The organism is Flavobacterium xanthum (assembly GCF_900142695.1).
In the GTDB taxonomy this organism is placed as follows: Bacteria; Bacteroidota; Bacteroidia; order Flavobacteriales; family Flavobacteriaceae; genus Flavobacterium; species Flavobacterium xanthum.
The window spans coordinates 72,183-88,890 of record NZ_FRBU01000014.1; the positions used below are offsets into that span (position 1 = coordinate 72,183).

General features: G+C 32.1%; 14 protein-coding genes. 10 read left to right on the forward strand and 4 right to left on the reverse strand.

Annotated elements, in window-relative coordinates; all coding sequences use genetic code 11:
• Positions 1–382 precede the first annotated feature (382 nt).
• Complete coding sequence (locus tag BUC11_RS07880; protein WP_073353106.1) at positions 383–4,816, reverse strand: translocation/assembly module TamB domain-containing protein; 4,434 nt, start codon at positions 4,814–4,816, stop codon at positions 383–385.
• Between the two features lie 199 nt (positions 4,817–5,015).
• Here BUC11_RS07880 and tsaD point away from each other — a divergent pair, with 199 nt between their 5' ends.
• The 8 genes from tsaD to BUC11_RS07920 all read left to right on the forward strand — a co-directional run bounded on the left by tsaD (position 5,016) and on the right by BUC11_RS07920 (position 13,005).
• Entirely contained in the window at positions 5,016–6,038 is a 1,023-nt protein-coding gene (tsaD, locus tag BUC11_RS07885; RefSeq protein ID WP_073353107.1) for a tRNA (adenosine(37)-N6)-threonylcarbamoyltransferase complex transferase subunit TsaD, read from the forward strand.
• A gap of 2 nt (positions 6,039–6,040) precedes the next feature.
• Entirely contained in the window at positions 6,041–6,748 is a 708-nt protein-coding gene (locus BUC11_RS07890; protein WP_073353108.1) for a 16S rRNA (uracil(1498)-N(3))-methyltransferase, read from the forward strand.
• A 12-nt stretch (positions 6,749–6,760) separates the two neighbouring features.
• On the forward strand, positions 6,761–7,399 hold the full coding sequence (locus tag BUC11_RS07895) for a DUF4159 domain-containing protein (RefSeq protein ID WP_073353109.1): 639 nt from the start codon (positions 6,761–6,763) through the stop codon (positions 7,397–7,399).
• 537 nt (positions 7,400–7,936) lie between these two features.
• Positions 7,937–8,881: a zinc metalloprotease gene (locus BUC11_RS07900; protein WP_073353110.1), complete on the forward strand. Its 945-nt coding sequence runs from the start codon at positions 7,937–7,939 to the stop codon at positions 8,879–8,881.
• Between the two features lie 254 nt (positions 8,882–9,135).
• Positions 9,136–10,083 carry a zinc metalloprotease gene (locus BUC11_RS07905; protein WP_073353111.1) on the forward strand — a complete coding sequence of 316 codons (948 nt, stop codon included), beginning with the start codon at positions 9,136–9,138 and terminating at the stop codon, positions 10,081–10,083.
• A 78-nt stretch (positions 10,084–10,161) separates the two neighbouring features.
• The gene (locus BUC11_RS07910; protein WP_073353112.1) at positions 10,162–11,253 is read left to right on the forward strand and encodes an AI-2E family transporter; all 1,092 of its coding nucleotides are present in this window, start codon (positions 10,162–10,164) and stop codon (positions 11,251–11,253) included.
• A gap of 2 nt (positions 11,254–11,255) precedes the next feature.
• Entirely contained in the window at positions 11,256–12,437 is a 1,182-nt protein-coding gene (locus tag BUC11_RS07915; protein ID WP_073353113.1) for a THUMP-like domain-containing protein, read from the forward strand.
• Position 12,438: 1 nt separating this feature from the next.
• On the forward strand, positions 12,439–13,005 hold the full coding sequence (locus tag BUC11_RS07920) for a hypothetical protein (protein WP_073353114.1): 567 nt from the start codon (positions 12,439–12,441) through the stop codon (positions 13,003–13,005).
• 4 nt (positions 13,006–13,009) lie between these two features.
• Here the strand turns inward: BUC11_RS07920 and BUC11_RS07925 are convergent, their stop codons facing one another.
• From BUC11_RS07925 to BUC11_RS07935, 3 genes are all read right to left on the reverse strand, one after another.
• Entirely contained in the window at positions 13,010–13,669 is a 660-nt protein-coding gene (locus BUC11_RS07925) for a M15 family metallopeptidase (protein ID WP_073353115.1), read from the reverse strand.
• A gap of 221 nt (positions 13,670–13,890) precedes the next feature.
• Positions 13,891–14,253 (reverse strand): hypothetical protein, encoded by a 363-nt coding sequence (locus BUC11_RS07930; RefSeq protein WP_073353116.1) that lies wholly within the window; start codon positions 14,251–14,253, stop codon positions 13,891–13,893.
• Between the two features lie 170 nt (positions 14,254–14,423).
• A complete protein-coding gene (locus BUC11_RS07935) occupies positions 14,424–16,160 on the reverse strand; it encodes a helicase-related protein (protein ID WP_084129563.1) in 1,737 nt (578 codons plus the stop codon).
• An 81-nt stretch (positions 16,161–16,241) separates the two neighbouring features.
• On the opposite strand from BUC11_RS07935, the gene tnpA reads away from it, so the two are divergent.
• The gene (gene tnpA, locus BUC11_RS07940) at positions 16,242–16,523 is read left to right on the forward strand and encodes an IS66 family insertion sequence element accessory protein TnpA (RefSeq protein ID WP_073353117.1); all 282 of its coding nucleotides are present in this window, start codon (positions 16,242–16,244) and stop codon (positions 16,521–16,523) included.
• Positions 16,523–16,708, forward strand: a 186-nt coding sequence (gene tnpB / locus BUC11_RS17355) for an IS66 family insertion sequence element accessory protein TnpB (RefSeq protein WP_394332905.1), incomplete at its 3' end; no start/stop codon positions are given. The genes tnpA and tnpB, both read left to right, overlap by 1 nt.

Consider the following 16,708-nt stretch of genomic DNA (forward strand, 5'->3'; position numbering starts at 1 on the left):
TTTTATATGGCTTCTTCTATAAATTCAAATAATTGTAAAGTCCCAAATAATCTAGTGGAATTATCAATTGACAAAAGCAACAGTGTAAAAAAGAGTAGTTTGATTTTCGCCGTACTGACAATTAAAGATCTACCTACAACCTAAAGGTCTGGAAGTCCAAACCAAATAGTTTAAATAGTAAAAAATACCAACCACTAATGGCCTCAAATCCTCACTAAAAGGTAATAATAGTGGGTCAAAGCCAGGTATAGGAAAATTAATTTGTTGTATGCGCACTTTTCCATTCCATTTGGTATCCCTACTAATTCTTTTATAGGATATTAAAAGTAGTTATGAATGAAAGGACATTGTTTTAAATCGAGCCAGAAGCTACTTTTGAAGCTTAATTTTCTTCAGGAATTAAGCCTTCTTGATTTTTTTTAATTTTTGTAGTAGAGGTTTTCTTAGATTTTGTAAAATTAATGTAGTCTGGAGATAAGTTGGAATCTTGATCTTCGGACGCAGGAGTTGTTACTTTATCAAATTTTAGATTCTTAAAAATCTTATTTACAAATTCTTTGAAAGTATCAAAATCTACCTCATAAGAAACCCCTAAACCTTGCGTATATCCAATCCCTTGACCAACATAATTAATATCATTTTCTTTATTAAAAAGTCTTAGATTTAGCGTTCCGTCTTCATTAACTCGAAATAGAACTTCCACATCACCTACAATTGCAGACTCATTTATTCCTCCAAAAGGAACTCCCAGTTTACCATTAATAGTCACTCTATCATTAATTTTAGAAGAAATTGTGGCAACGAACCTTCCATCAGTTTCTTTTCCAATTCTTCGATCTGCACCAATAAAATTTAACCCAACCTTAAACTTTTCGTCATCGGATTGTATGATTCCGCCTAAAATACTTGAGGCAGTCTCAAATAAACTACCGGAAAAATCAGATTGGTTAACTCCTTCGGGGCTTAAGAAACCACCCGAAGATAGCAAATACAAAGCTTGTGTTTGTCTAACATCTTTATCGTTTAGTTTGTATTGAATCTCTGATTTTAATACATTACTCACTGTTGGAAATTCGATGTTAAAATCGGGCTCCGGACTGGTTAAATCTCCACGAACTCCTATGACAACTTCCACTGGAACTTTGGTATTGAAGGATGCATTATCTAATAAAACTGCTGGATTTGCTGATGTTTTATAAATGGCCTCTAGGTTTAACTGCGCTTTCATGGGATTACCTTCCCAAGTGATTGACCCTCCCTTTTTTACTTCGAATTTCTTATCAATAAGTCCTCCGTATTTAAAGTTATAGGTTCCCTCATAAGCCTGAAAATCTCCCCACATGTTGAATTTTCCTAATGTATTGATTTTAAATAATAACGACCCAAATCCTTTCCCTTTCATTCCGTGACCGGTATTGCGATCCAGAATCACTTCTACTTCTGCATCTGGGGTAATATCAAAATCAAATTCAAGTTCGAGTCCGTTGTAGTTCCTGGTGTTATCAACAATGCCATTCTGTAAATTGTATTTTTCTTTAGCTGTTACAAAATGGATAAAGATATTATCACTTACACTCTCCGCATTGTTAATGGGAATTTTTATAGCTGTGCCTTTCTCTGATTTAGCCTCTACTTTTATAAATAAAGAATTCGTAGGTCCTTTAATCGTAGCAGTACCATCTATAAAGGCGGTTCCATAATAGGCTGCATCTTCACTATCTTTTGTGTCTAAGGCTAATAATCGTTTGGAATTAATTGTTAAATCTAATTTCCAATCTGTAAAATTATTGTGCTCAATATTTCCATTTAAGCTACCTTTAGTTCCATATTTAGTATCAGTCAAGGTATTATTTCTAAATAAGAATCGCTCATCTGTTAAGTCTATAATTGTATTATCACCTAATCCATAATCTACATTCAAATAGGGAATGGTTATACCTGCATTATCTAAGAAAAGGCGACCATTGATGTTCGGTTTTTTGAGATTGCCTTCTATGGTAGAATTACCTGAAATGGAACCTCTAATATTAGACAATACTTCTCCACCGAGCGAGTTTAATGTGGCAATATTAAATTTTTCGAATTTTAATTTTAAATCAAGGATTGTCTCTTTATTTACGATTTCAAAACTCCCATTGGCATTAAATGCTTCAATATTTTCATTTTCTAAATTGGAATTGATAGTAAACTTTTTCAGATTTTCATCTCCTTCTATATCAAAATTTAAAGTTCCTAAAGGGGTTTTATTTACATCTAAATTATCAATCACTATCGAAGCCGTAGGTTGATAAACATCGTTATTCTGTTTGAAATCAACTTCTCCATTAATATTTCCCTGCAAAACAAACTTATTATTCGTAGGCGTAATCTGGTTTAAATTGACATCTTTAAAACTCAATTTCAAGTCCTTTATGGTTGTATCCTTAAAAACCCCCGCTAATGAAATCGACTGATCTTCATGGGATAGAATTATATTATCGATATTAAAATTTTTAAATGACTTATCAAAAACAATTTGATTATCTGGAGTTTCATTTTCATTTAAAAACCACAAATAGTCCTTGAATTTAATTTCTGATTTGCTAATGCCCACAACATTGTTATTATCCTTATTTATCGTATGGTATAAATTCAGATTGTAATAGTCTTCTGCATTTGGACCGCCTTTAAATTCGGAACGAAAGAATAATGTATCCTTCATCGTAACATTTATCAAACTAAAATCTCGTATTTTATAATATTTTGTTTTGATGCTATCGAGCTCAATAAAGGCATTATAAAGAGGATTTTTGTTGTCAACTGAAACTCTAATATTGTCAAATGTCGTATTTGATGCTTTAATTTGGGGCGAATCAAAGTTGAGTTTAAATTCCTGATTATCTGAGTTGATATTTCCTTTAACAATGGTGTTAGCTCCTATTGAAATTTCAGGATAAAATATTTCGATTATTTTATTATAGATGGAAAAATTAAATTTAAGGAACTGTCCTTTTTTAACCTTGCTTGGCTTAAAATTAGTATAAAGACTTCCTAAAGAATTTTTTACTAAATTTTCCAGTTGATTGAATTCATATTTACCCACAATTTCTCCTTGCACAATATCTGGAGAATTGACAGTTATCGTTCGTATTCTATTTTGATCAAAAACAGAATTTATCGCAAAATCATCAAAATTATAGGTGTCCTTCGCATTTTGATAAGAGGTTTTGTTGATATAAACATTTCCTTGAAAATTCTCGATGTTATTTCCTGAAGCCTGAACCACAACATCACCTCTAAATACGGAAACCGAGTCTTTTATTAATTTTAGTTTGTTCAAATCTGCATTTTCAACAATAATATGAAAATCATAGCGACTGTCTTTTTTGCTTAAATCCAATAAACCATCAAATGTCATAGTTAAATTGGGATCATTAATCTCTATTTGACCTTTATAATTTGGACTTTCTAGTGTTCCATTCACCACGATATTAGAATAATTATAAGTATTGTACTCAATTTGACTAATATCCCCTTTGATAGCAGTTTTTAAATATTTTTGTTTAAAACCCTTTCCGTCTACATCAATATTTAAGCTTACCCGACCAACTTCTTTTTGATCCAATAAAGTTCCAATGTCAAAATTTTCTAAAATTACATTTCCTAAATAAGAAGCTTTATCAATTACGTTGATATTTTGAATGGCTAATTTTGAAGTTACTTTCCCTAATGCAGTGCTCATAGAAAAATCTGCTTCGACTGCGGTAGTGGAAACATTGGAAGATCCTGAAGCGGAAAATCTTCCTAGTTTTTTTAAGGAAGTCGGTAATTTATTACCCAAAATATTAGGCAGAATTACAATCAAATCCTCGTAACTAGAAGTTAATTTATCAAATTTGGCATACATGGAGAATTTTTGCCCCTTTTTAGCAAAAAGATTTTTAAAATTAATATCTCCAATTATTTGGGTCTTACGATCATCTACTAATTCCAGATCTTTAAATTTCAAATCGTTAAGTGTCCCTTTGATACTTGCTTTAACGTAAAAATGTTGGTTTTTACCAATTTCTTTATAAAAATAACGAATATCGTTCGAAGCTATAGAAGCCGAATTCAATTTGATATCAAAAAGAACTTTATCTGTAAAATTAGAAAAATCTTCTATTTTATAATTCAATAAAACCGTTCCTACTAAGGTGGATTCTTTCGTTAATAAGTCTAACTTTTCGAGCTTTATATTTTTTTTCGAATAAGTGAATTTTGATTTTAAATTTTTAACATACAAACCTCTAAAATCTAGAAATGACATCTTGTTTATATCGGTTGTAACATCAGGACCAAATATTTTAAAATCCGTTACAGAAGCATTCAGCTTTGTAAAATCTAACTCTTTTGGAATCTCCCGATTTTCATCAGTCAGCATAAAATGTCCAGAAAAGATTTGAAGTTTGTTCGCTTTAAGCAAAAATTTTCTGCTGGACGGTTTTCCAGTTTCGAATGCTTTAATGAATTTATCAAGGTTTGATTCTTTTTCGTTTTTATACGTTTTTAAGTTAAAAATTAACCCATGTAAATCCAATCCGTCAAAAATTAAATCACCATCCAATAATTTTTTTCCTTCCAAAATAGTAGTTTGTATTCTTTCAGAATAAATTAAAGTGTCTTTACGATGATCGCGAATCAATACTTTTTTGAATTTTATTCCTCCAAAAACAGAAATTGCAACCCCATCAATAGCAATATTTGTCCCAAAATCTTTATTAATACTGTTCGTAAAATAATGTGCAATTCTAGTTTGAACAGCTGGCAAAGTGAGTGCGATAGCAAGAACTAGCAAAAGTAGGATTAGCCCAAGCAGGGAACGAAGTACTATTTTTATAACTTTTTTGATACCTATTTACTATTTAAATTTTTCACTACTGTATTTTGCCTTTAGAAACGGGGCCCTTTGATAAAAATTCTTTAATTTTGTACTTTAAAAAAATATTTTTTCTATCATTGACCCGTCAAATGTAATTCAAAATTTGTGCCTTTTTATGCAAAATTCCGAGGTTTTTATTCTTGCCATCGAAAGTTCCTGTGATGATACTGCCGCTGCCGTTTTACACAACGACAAAGTACTGTCAAATGTTGTGGCTAATCAACTCATCCATACTCAATATGGCGGCGTAGTTCCTGAATTAGCCTCCCGTGCACATCAACAAAATATTGTTCCCGTAGTTGCTGCAGCACTCCGCAAAGCAAATATACAAAAAGAACAGTTATCAGCAATTGCTTTCACGCAAGGTCCTGGGCTAATGGGATCACTTTTAGTTGGCAGTTCTTTTGCCAAATCAATGGCGTTAGCACTGCAAATTCCGTTGATTGCAGTTAACCACATGCAAGCCCATGTTTTAGCTCATTTCATAGAGGAAGAAGGCTATCAAAAACCTGACTTTCCCTTTCTAGCCTTGACCATTAGCGGCGGACATACTCAAATTATTAAAGTAGATCACTTTTTTGACATGACTGTTATAGGCGAAACAACTGATGACGCCGTAGGTGAAGCGTTTGATAAAAGTGCCAAAATTTTAGGTCTGCCCTATCCCGGAGGTCCTTTAATTGATAAATACGCACAAGAAGGAAATCCAAAAGCTTTCGTGTTTACAAAACCTAAAGTTTCTGGATTAGACTTTAGTTTTTCCGGTTTAAAGACCGCTATTTTATATTTTATACAGAAGAAAAAAGCAGAAAATCCAAATTTCATTGTAGAAAACCGAGATGATATTTGCGCCTCTATTCAACATACGATTATTGAAATTTTGATGGACAAATTAAAGTTGGCCGTGAAAGAAACAGGAATAACTCAAATCGCTATTGGCGGGGGAGTTTCTGCCAACTCAGGAATCCGAAAAACTTTAAAAGAGGCCGAGAACAAATACGGCTGGAAAACCTTTGTTCCTAAATTTGAATACACCACTGACAATGCTGCAATGATTGGAATTGTAGGTTATCAAAAATTTTTAACTCAAACATTTGAAACTTCAGCTGTGGTTTCTAAAGCAAGAATACAACTATAATTATGCAATTATTTTACAGTCCTACTATTACTGAAGCTACTGAAATTTTTTCTTTTGATAAAGAAGAAAGCAGACACATCATCAAAGTACTGCGCAAAAAAGATACTGACATACTGCATGTTACCAATGGTTTAGGTTTTTTATTTACAACTGAAATCACCTTAGCCTCAGACAGTAAATGCACGGTTAAAATTATTTCATTTGAAAAAGCACCTCCATCAAAATTTAGATTGCATTTAGCGGTTGCTCCCACTAAAATGAACGATCGATTTGAATGGTTTTTAGAAAAAGCCACTGAAATTGGTATACATGAAATTACCCCAATCATTTGTGATCATTCCGAACGAAAAGTTATCAATATTAAAAGATTTGATAAAATCCTTTTGGCAGCAATGAAGCAATCCAATGAAGTGTACCTTCCAAAATTAAATAATGCCGTGACTTTCAAGGAATTTATTAATCTTAAACAAGAAGGTTTAAAAATGATTGCTCACTGCGAGGAAACAGATAAAAGAACTCTAAAATCAGTTTTAAAACCCAATCAAGAGCTAACTATGCTAATAGGTCCTGAAGGCGATTTTTCAGAAAAAGAAATCGCAATGGCGCTTAATAATGACTTTATTCCTGTTTCATTAGGCAATACAAGATTACGAACAGAAACGGCGGCCATCGTTGCCTGTCATAGCGTAGTCTTTATCAACGAAGAATAACGGATATACTACATGAAAAAAATATTTTATCTTTTGGTACTCTTGTCCATACCCGCTTTTTCACAAGAAATTGCTTTAGTGAAATACAGTGGTGGTGGTGATTGGTACGCCAACCCATCATCACTCCCCAACTTGATAAAATATTGTAATACCAATATTAACACCCGCATAAAATTAAAGCCGGCCACTGTCGAACCTAGCAGCCCTGATTTATTTTCGTATCCTTATGTTCACATGACGGGTCATGGAAATGTTGTTTTTAGCGATGCAGATACAAGTAACCTAAAAAATTATTTGCTAGCGGGTGGATTTCTACATATTGATGATAATTACGGAATGAATCAATATATTAAAAAAGAGATAAAAAAAATATTCCCAAACAACAACTTAGTAGAAATTCCTGCTAATCATGTAATTTTTCAGAAACCCTATTCATTTCCAAATGGATTGCCAAAAATACATGAGCACGATGGCAAACGACCACAGGCTTTTGGTATTTTTATCAAAGAAAAACTCGTTTTACTTTACACTTATGAATGTGACTTAGGAGATGGCTGGGAAGATCCTGAAGTAAATAATGATCCAAAAGATATTCGTGAAAAAGCTTTAAAAATGGGTGCCAATATTATTAGTTATCTCTTTACTAATTAGCCGTTTTTTTTATTCGCTACCCTATTCTTCATTTCGATTGCAGCGCTTGCTTTTCTGCTTTTAAAAGTAAAACTCCCCTCCCATTTAGATTAACTTTTAAGGCTTTTATTTTAACATAAATTTAAGAATAAAATATCTTTTGCTGTACTTAAAATCAAAGAATTAGTAGACAAATCAAGTACCAAAATCCCATCATATGCAAGCCCTACGACTAAACTTGTCTAACAAAATGCTGAATTAACTAAACATTCCTGTTTTTATCTGTTGTGAAAATTAGTATTTTTTAAAATAATTTCACAAAAAAAAGTATAATTACTTCCATAAAAAACTAAAAAATAGAAATTTGTTTACATTAAAATGAAAATGAACTATCAGAAAATACTTTGAAACAAAAATATTAAATATTACGGAAACCCGTAAAATGAAAGGATTAGAAATTATTTTTAAAATAAAACAACCATTAATTTTTTTTGTGAAATAATTGTTATAGAATTGTGAAATAATTAACCAAATCTATTAATTTATAACAAATTTAGTATGAAAAAAATTCTTTTATCTGCAGCAGCATTAGTAATGCTTTTCTCTTGTCAAAACGACACGACAGAAACAGCTCCAGAAACCAGCGCTGTAGCAAAACGTGGTTGTGCATCACAAGAAGTTCTTGCAGCACAAATGAAAGCAGATCCAACCTTAGCTTTAAGAATGAGCAAAATCGAATCTTTTACTGAAAAAGCAATGCTATCTGGACGTTTAGTAAACGGTAATGTAGAAATTCCAGTTGTAGTAAACGTGTTGTACAGAACAGCCGCAGAAAATATATCTTTAGCTCAAATTCAATCTCAAATAGACGTTTTAAACGAAGATTTTAATGCTACTAATTCTGATTTTAGCGCTACTCCAGCCTTATTCTCTGGTGTTGCTGCCAATGTTGGAATTACATTTGTACTACAAAACGTAGTAAGAAAATCAACAAGAACAACTTCTTTCTCAACAAATGATGCGATGAAAAGCGCTAGCAAAGGAATTGCACCTACTACACCTACTACAGTATTGAACATGTGGTCTTGTAATTTGGGAGGTGGTATTCTTGGTTATGCTCAATTCCCTGGAGGATCAGCTGCAACGGATGGAGTAGTTATGGATAATAATGCATTTGGACGTACTGGTACAGTTTCTGGAGTTTATAACTTAGGAAGAACTGCTACTCACGAGGTGGGTCACTGGATGAATTTACGCCACATTTGGGGTGATGCAAACTGTGGAAGTGATTTAGTTTCTGATACTCCAACACACGATACCGCTAACTATAGTGTTCCGGCTTACCCTCATTATAGTACTTGTACAGGTACTCCGGTAGAAATGACAATGAACTATATGGATTATACTGACGATAGAGGAATGTATATGTTTACTAACGGTCAAAAATCAAGGATGGCTGCAATTTTTGTTTCAGGTGGCGCAAGAGCTGGTTTCGGAATATAATTTTCTTTCATACATTACAAAAAGAGGTGGCAGCAATAGTCACCTCTTTTTATTGATAAATAATTTCCTTTCGTTTTTACCTAATTATAAAGCATCTCAAATTATGTAAATCTTAATTCAGTAGCCGTTCAGCAGTTATTTATTTGCTGAGCTGTTGTATTTACAATTAGCATCCCAAAGTTACAATTGTAACAAATTTTCTAAATTTACTTTTAAATAATTAACCAAATCTATTAATTTATATCAAATTTATTATGAAAAAAATTCTCTTATCTGCTGTAGCATTATTGATGCTTTTCTCTTGTCAAAATGACACAACAGAAATTGCTCCATCAGCAGATGCTATTGCAAAACGTGGTTGCGCATCTCAAGAAGTCCTAGCAGCACAAATGAAGGCGGATCCATCTTTAGCGTTAAGAATGAATGAAATTGAAGCATTCACACAAAAAGCAATGTTGACAGGTCGTTTAGTAAATGGAAAAATTCAAATTCCAGTTGTAGTGAATGTTCTTTACAGAACTACTGCTGAAAATATTTCCTTAGCACAAATTCAATCCCAGATTGATGTTTTAAATCAAGATTTTAACGCAGCAAATTCGGATTTTAATCAAGTTCCTTCTTTATTTTCAGGTGTAAAAGCGAACGTAGGAATCTCTTTTGTACTAGAAGCTGTTTATAGAAAAGCTACTACAAAAACTTCTTGGGGCACTAACGACGCTATGAAAATTGCTTCTCAAGGCGGAATTGCTCCAACTACTCCAACTACTAGGATGAACCTTTGGGCTTGTACTATTGGTGGTGGAATCTTAGGTTATGCTCAATTTCCTGGTGGATCATCTTCTACTGATGGTGTTGTAATTGATTCAAAATATTTAGGAAATACTGGCACAGCCGTTTACCCTTTCAACTTAGGAAGAACAGCAACTCATGAGGTTGGACACTGGATGAACTTACGTCATATTTGGGGTGATGCAACTTGTGGTAGTGATTTAGTTTCTGATACACCTACTCACAACGCAGCAAACTCTGGAGTTCCAGCTTATCCAAGCTACAGTACTTGTTCTGGTAATCCAGTAGAAATGACAATGAACTACATGGATTATACTGACGATAGAGGAATGTATATGTTCTCTAATGGACAAAAATCAAGAATGGCTGCCGTTTTTGTTTCTGGTGGATCAAGAGCAAGTTTCAGATTGTAGTTTTTTAGTTTTTTAAGAATTCAAAACTCGCTACTTGTTAGCGAGTTTTTTTTTATATTTACCAACTAAAAATAAAAGATGATTACATCAAAAACGATTTCTAACGGTATTTTGAGAGCGCTATTGACTTTAGCTTTCTGCGGTTTAATTTTATTATTTTTTTACCAAATTCAATCGGTCTTAATATATCTGGTAATATCGTTTATAATGACGTTGATTGGAAATCCCATTTTAGACTTTTTTAAAAGACGGCTAAAATTCAACCATATCTTTGCTACAATACTAGTTTTGTTCATTTTTATATTAATTATCTTCGGGTTCATAATGATGTTTGTTCCGCTCGTTTTATCGCAGGGACAAAATCTTTCTTTACTAAATACGGTAGAAATTGAAAAAGATATTGTCCAACTGATGGAGCAAATAAGTGTTTTCCTAGACAGCCATCAAATTGATTCTGCACAACTTTTGAAGGAGGCTAATGTCACCTCAAAAGTTAACTTTAACTTTATCCCTAATTTTTTAAACACGCTCTTAAACACCATTAGTAGCTTGGGCGTAGCTTTAGGATCGATTCTATTCATAACCTTCTTCTTTTTAAAAGACCGGTTGATGTTTATTGTTGGTGCCAAAAAATTAATTCCAAATAGCCATGAGGATCAAATCTTACATTCTTTAGATAAAATAAATCACTTGTTGTCGCGTTATTTTATTGGCTTATTGCTTCAATTGTTCATCGTATTTATTTTATATATGATTGTCCTGTTTATTTTTGGAGTACCTAATGCGGTTGTTATTGCTTTTCTATGTGCTGTATTGAACATCATCCCCTATATCGGACCATTAATCGCTTCATTGTTAGCAGCAATCTTGACGATGCTAAGTAATTTGGGAAGTGATTTTCAATCTGAAATTTTACCAACAACAATATACGTTTTAATCGGTTTTTGGATTGTTCAAATAATTGACAACAACTTTTCTCAGCCCATCATTTTTTCTAAAAGTGTAAGCTCACACCCTTTGGAAATTTTCCTAGTAATTCTTATTGCAGGTTTCCTTTTTGGAATTCTTGGAATGGTGGTAGCAGTTCCTCTTTATACAATAATCAAGGTCATTGGTAAAGAATTCTTCCCTGAAAACAAAATAATCATGTTGTTGACTAAAGATATTTAATTGTGGACACAGCGCTATTAAATCCAGCAATACAAGCTTTTATAGATGACACTATTGGTGTAAACATATCAAAGTTAGCACTTCAAAAAAATCCATTTCCAGAGTCCAATTGGATTGCTGTTTTGAGCCAAATAGAAGCAAAGACAAAAGCAAAAAACAAACTACCGACTTGGTTTGCAACCAAAAATATAATTTATCCAAGTAAAATTTCGATAGAACAAACATCATCTGAAACAACCGCTTCCTATAAAGCCTCAATTGTATCAGGAAAATCTCTAATTGATTTAACTGGAGGTTTTGGAGTAGACGATTATTATTTTGCGAAAAAGATAGAAAAAGTATCCCATTGCGAAATTAATCCAGTATTATCAACTATCGTTCAACATAATTTTAAACAATTAAATATTCCCAACATCACTTGCCATTCCGCAGATAGTATGGACACTTTAAAAGCTTTAAAAACTACCTGGAATTGGATTTATATTGATCCGTCTAGGAGAAATGATTCAAAAGGAAAAGTATTCATGCTCAAAGATTGTTTGCCCAATGTTCCAGAAAATCTAGCTTTTTATTTTACAAATTCGAATGCGATTTTAATAAAAACAGCACCTCTTCTTGATATTTCAGCTGGATTATCTGAATTGCAACATGTAAAAACAATTCATATTGTTGCCATTGAAAATGAGGTAAAAGAATTATTATGGGAATTACACAAAGGATATTCTAACAATATTAGTATTAAAACCATAAATATTTTAAAGGATAAAACAGAAAAATTTGATTTTATTTTGAACGAAGAATCCAAATTCATAAACTTTAGTTTGCCTCAAAAGTATCTATACGAACCCAATAGCGCTATCATGAAATCAGGTGGATTTGATGAAGTTAGCTTGTTTTACAACGTAAACAAATTACACAAACATTCGCATTTATATACTTCAAACAACTTAGTATCCTTTCCAGGGCGTGTTTTCGTAATTGAGAAAACAGTGCCGTACAACAAAACGGAAATGAAAAATTATTTAGAAAAGAGTCAAGCGAATATCACAATCCGTAATTTCCCGGATAGCGTAGAAAGTATTCGGAAAAAATGGAAAATCAAAGATGGAGGAAAGAATTACTGTTTTTTCACAACTGATTCGAATAACCATAAAATAGTTTTAATTTGCACCAAAATAATATAAAATGAAACACTTGCTCCTTCTAGCCTTATTTCTTTTCAGCTGCAGTCTATTTGCCCAAAAACCTTGTGATTACAGCGCTAATGTCATTGATTCCATTGGAACATACAAATCAACCAAGGAATACATGATTAGCGAGAAAAAATTTGCTGGAAATTCTAGTTATATTTTTTGTTCGCTTGCGTTAACAGATGGCATGCCAACATTGAGCATACAACTGCTACAAAAAAGCAAAGATTTTATGAAAGCAAATTGCTTTGATAAAAATTCTAAATTATTTTTACAATTAAATAATGGAAAAATAATTACATTAATGCATGTGGATCAAGAAAATTGCGGAACGCTATTGCGCGATGATAAAGGTTTTGATAACAGAATTAATTCTGGCGTTTTCATGTTTATGAAAGGAAGCTTTGAAGAATTAAAAAAAGCTCCCGTTACCATGATGCGTATTAAATATTTGACCGACACAGAAGACTACATCTTCAAAAAAGAGTTTATATCAGAATTGACAAATGAAGTGTACAATCCGGAAACCTACTTCATTAATTACCTACAATGTATAGAATAAGATTCTATTTGCAATCCCATTTAGCATTAGATACTTTATCATTCAAACCTGACTTCAAATTGTAATGCCACCATTCGGAATCAAAAGAATTAAATCCACTATTCGTCATAAGGGTTTTTAATAGTATTCTATTTTGTTTTACTACTTCTGAAACTTTCGGATAGTTATGACTGGCTTCGATTCCAAAAAAATCGAATGTGGTACCCATATCGAGCTCAGTTCCGCTACTATCTACCAAAGTAATATCTACCGCTCCTCCTCTATTATGAATAGAACCCTTTGCAGGATTTGCCACATATTTTGGATTCGAAACTATAGTCCACATTTTCTTTTGAATATCCAAAGGGCGGTAACAATCAAAAATTTTGATTTTATATCCTTTTTCTATGAATTTTTTATTGGCTTCAATAAGTGCCTTTACCGTTTTTAACCTTAAAAAACATTCCGCACAATCGTACACTTTTGTCTTTAGAAAATTATCTTCTGTTGCGTACTTCATGTCATAAACAAAATCACTAGTGTACTCTTTCAAATTTACAAATGTGGTGTCATTAGTTGCTGAACTATTTAATTCTAGTTTATCAGATAAAATGGCTTGAGACTTACAAGAAGTGCAACAAAAGAAAATACAAAAAGGCACGAGAAGTTTGAAGTAAGAAAGCATACAATCTATTTTTTATAAAAATACCATAAATAAAGGAGTTTAAGGAACTATAAAAACAAAAAAACCGATACTAGTAAAAGTATCGGTTTAAAGTGAACCTTATGGTACAAAATTCGAACCTTTTACTAGAAGATTTGAAGCTTTTAGCCGAAAATTTTTGAGGGAAATTTAATAAAAAAAACTATTTATAGATTTATTCATCTCACAACAACAAATAAATTTTAAGGCAAAGTGAGCTTTAATATTTTACTTATGCAATCAATATCAGGTTTATAAATCAAACCTGGAATTTGGAAGTATTTTAAAAAATATGCCACCTTTACTCTATGCCTTCCATCTGAAAATAAAACCTTATTGGAATTTATTTTGCATACACCAATAATTGGTGGATCGATAAATTTATCATTATCCCAACGATGTAAAATTTTCGAAATTCTTCGATCATTAATTTCAGATCCAGTAAAAAGAACCTCCGTACTTACTTCATACATTTCGGCGTTGGAAATAAGCTCTTCAGCTTTTACTAGCAATACTTCATAATCGTCATTGAAATCATGTAAAAACTTCTTTAATATTTGGACCATATGCCCATTTAGGTTTGATGATCTGAAGATCTTTTAATGTTTTACTTTTATAAAAAATTAAAACTTGCTCTATATTACTAAAATTGAATTCTAATAGATTCATTTTTCTTTGATTTAGAAATACTTATATATAAAATCTATTTTTAAACATTAAATGATATTATCAAGAACTATAAATTTTCCACAATTCCATTAATATTATGTAAAAATTCCTGAGTTTGTTTTATATCATAATAATTTTGCTTCATCAATCTAATCTGAAATTTTACAGGCAAATAAACACCCCATTTAGATAAAGTCAATGACTCTGGATTCTTTTCTAGTTCTTTTGTGACAATTTCGTCAATAATCTCAATATTCGAGCTTATGAGATTTAATTTAGACAGAAACTCTTCTTTTGAGATCATGATATAAAACATACTTATTCTATCATCTAAAATATTTTTAATTTCAATTACATCAAAAAGGAGCTTTAATGTCCTGTTTATTTTAGTGCCTGTAAAAGTATAAAATAAGACTTTCTTTTCTGAAACCAGCAGTAGTCTTTCTGATTCAATATTTTGCAAATCAAAGACAGAAAATTCTCTTCTCATCTTTTCTAGTTCTTCTGAGGAGTTTTGATCTAGCTCGCTAAAAATTTCATCTTGATAGATTATTTCAAGCATTTTTTTTCTGATTTCAGGATGTACAATACCTCCCTCTCCAGAGAATTTAGGTTTCTTACCATCATTAGTTGGGATTACCTCTATTTTTTTTGCCTTAAAATCTACAAACTTAATTTTCCATATTTTAGCTGCTAACAAAATATTCTCATCTTCTTTAACTTGTGGTGAAAATGGAATTTCTCCTATTTTATTACCTGCACTTACAACTTTAAAATTATCTTCAACGGTAAAAGCGCTATAGAAATCCCTATTATTAACGATTTTTTCACCCTCTATTCCTATAATAACCTCATCTTTTAATTTTTCCAAAAAGTCTATTGCGATCAAATGATTTAAAATTTCTTCAACGTCAGAAACTTCAATATCATTGAAAGCAAAATTATGATTTAACTGCTTAATCAAATCCACAAGTTTAATACCTGAATGTCCTTTTGTTATGGATAGCGACTGATGTAGCAAAATATCATAAACAAGGTTCATAGGCTCTGAAGGCTCTATAAATTTCTCTTTATACAATTGCCAACAAGCCAATGATTGCAATAAGCTCCATTTATCTGTAGCATATAAAAAAAGATTACTTTTTGCACCATTTTGTCTACCACTTCTACCAACACGCTGTATCAAGGAAGAAATACTATTTGTAGCATCTATTTGAACGACCTCATCAACTGAACCAATGTCAATTCCTAGCTCTAATGTAGAAGTACAGGATATACAGAAATTTTGTCTATTATTACTCTTTGCAAAGTGCTCTACATATTCCCTTACCTCTTTATCAACGGAAGAATGATGTGAAAAATAGTTCGTATGTCCTTTTACTTTTTCAGAAATCTTTTTAAGCTTAACTGCTACTTCTTCCGCACGCCCCCTACTATTGGGAAAAATCAGAACTTTATTATTTCTGGTTTCTAAGTACAAATCTTTTAAAAGATCTAAAGGCAGTTCAATACCTTCATTTTTAAAATATCTAAACTCTGTTTCTATTTCTTTAGATGTTTTATCTAATAGTACTTTTGTATGCAATACATCTCCAGTAAATTTCTTTGCCTCTTCATAATCTCCTATAGTTGCTGATAATCCTACTATATTAAATTTCTTTGAATTCAAATCCTGCAATCTTGACAAAATAGATTTTAATTGAGCTCCCCTACCCGATCCTATAAAGGAATGTATCTCATCAATTACAACATACTTAAGATTAGAAAACAGATGACTTACATGGTGTGGCCTATTAACAAACATGGCTTCCAATGTATCCGCCCGACGAACCCCATATTTTTTAGATTAACCTAAGGTAGTAGTTTTGTTCTAAACAATTTAGACATGAATAAAAATGAATTTATGTTATCCCGAGTTGAATCTTGGAAACAAAGTGGACTTTCACAACAAGCGTATTGCGATCAAGCAGGTATTAAATTAGGAACCTTCAGCTATTGGATACGAAAAAGCAAAAATGAAGAAGCACAAAGCGGAGGTTTTATTGCACTGAAAAAACCAGTTTTCGCTTTAGAAAACAAATACGAAATCGTATACCCTAATGGAGTTGTGCTGCGAGTGGATACGGATAATTTAAGTGAACTTTCGGCTTTAGTAAACCTATATTAGTGTTTAGCCTTAGTAGTTCACATACCTTTTTGCTCTACCCCAAAGTTTGCGATATGCGCAAAAGTTTTAATGGTTTGTGTGGTCTTGTTACCAATGAATTAGGACGCGTTGCACATAGTGGGGAAGTGTTCATTTTTATCAATCGAAATAATAATCAGATGAAACTTTTACACTGGGAATCCGGT

Coding starts and splice junctions, on each gene's coding strand:
- tnpA (WP_073353117.1), top strand. CDS start 16,242: ATGAATAAAAATGAATTTATGTTATCCCGAGTTGAATCTTGGAAACAA.
- BUC11_RS07890 (WP_073353108.1), top strand. CDS start 6,041: ATGCAATTATTTTACAGTCCTACTATTACTGAAGCTACTGAAATTTTT.
- BUC11_RS07910 (WP_073353112.1), top strand. CDS start 10,162: ATGATTACATCAAAAACGATTTCTAACGGTATTTTGAGAGCGCTATTG.
- BUC11_RS07925 (WP_073353115.1), bottom strand. CDS start 13,669: ATGCTTTCTTACTTCAAACTTCTCGTGCCTTTTTGTATTTTCTTTTGT.
- BUC11_RS07920 (WP_073353114.1), top strand. CDS start 12,439: ATGAAACACTTGCTCCTTCTAGCCTTATTTCTTTTCAGCTGCAGTCTA.
- BUC11_RS07935 (WP_084129563.1), bottom strand. CDS start 16,160: ATGTTTGTTAATAGGCCACACCATGTAAGTCATCTGTTTTCTAATCTT.
- BUC11_RS07895 (WP_073353109.1), top strand. CDS start 6,761: ATGAAAAAAATATTTTATCTTTTGGTACTCTTGTCCATACCCGCTTTT.
- tsaD (WP_073353107.1), top strand. CDS start 5,016: ATGCAAAATTCCGAGGTTTTTATTCTTGCCATCGAAAGTTCCTGTGAT.
- BUC11_RS07905 (WP_073353111.1), top strand. CDS start 9,136: ATGAAAAAAATTCTCTTATCTGCTGTAGCATTATTGATGCTTTTCTCT.
- BUC11_RS07930 (WP_073353116.1), bottom strand. CDS start 14,253: ATGGTCCAAATATTAAAGAAGTTTTTACATGATTTCAATGACGATTAT.
- BUC11_RS07900 (WP_073353110.1), top strand. CDS start 7,937: ATGAAAAAAATTCTTTTATCTGCAGCAGCATTAGTAATGCTTTTCTCT.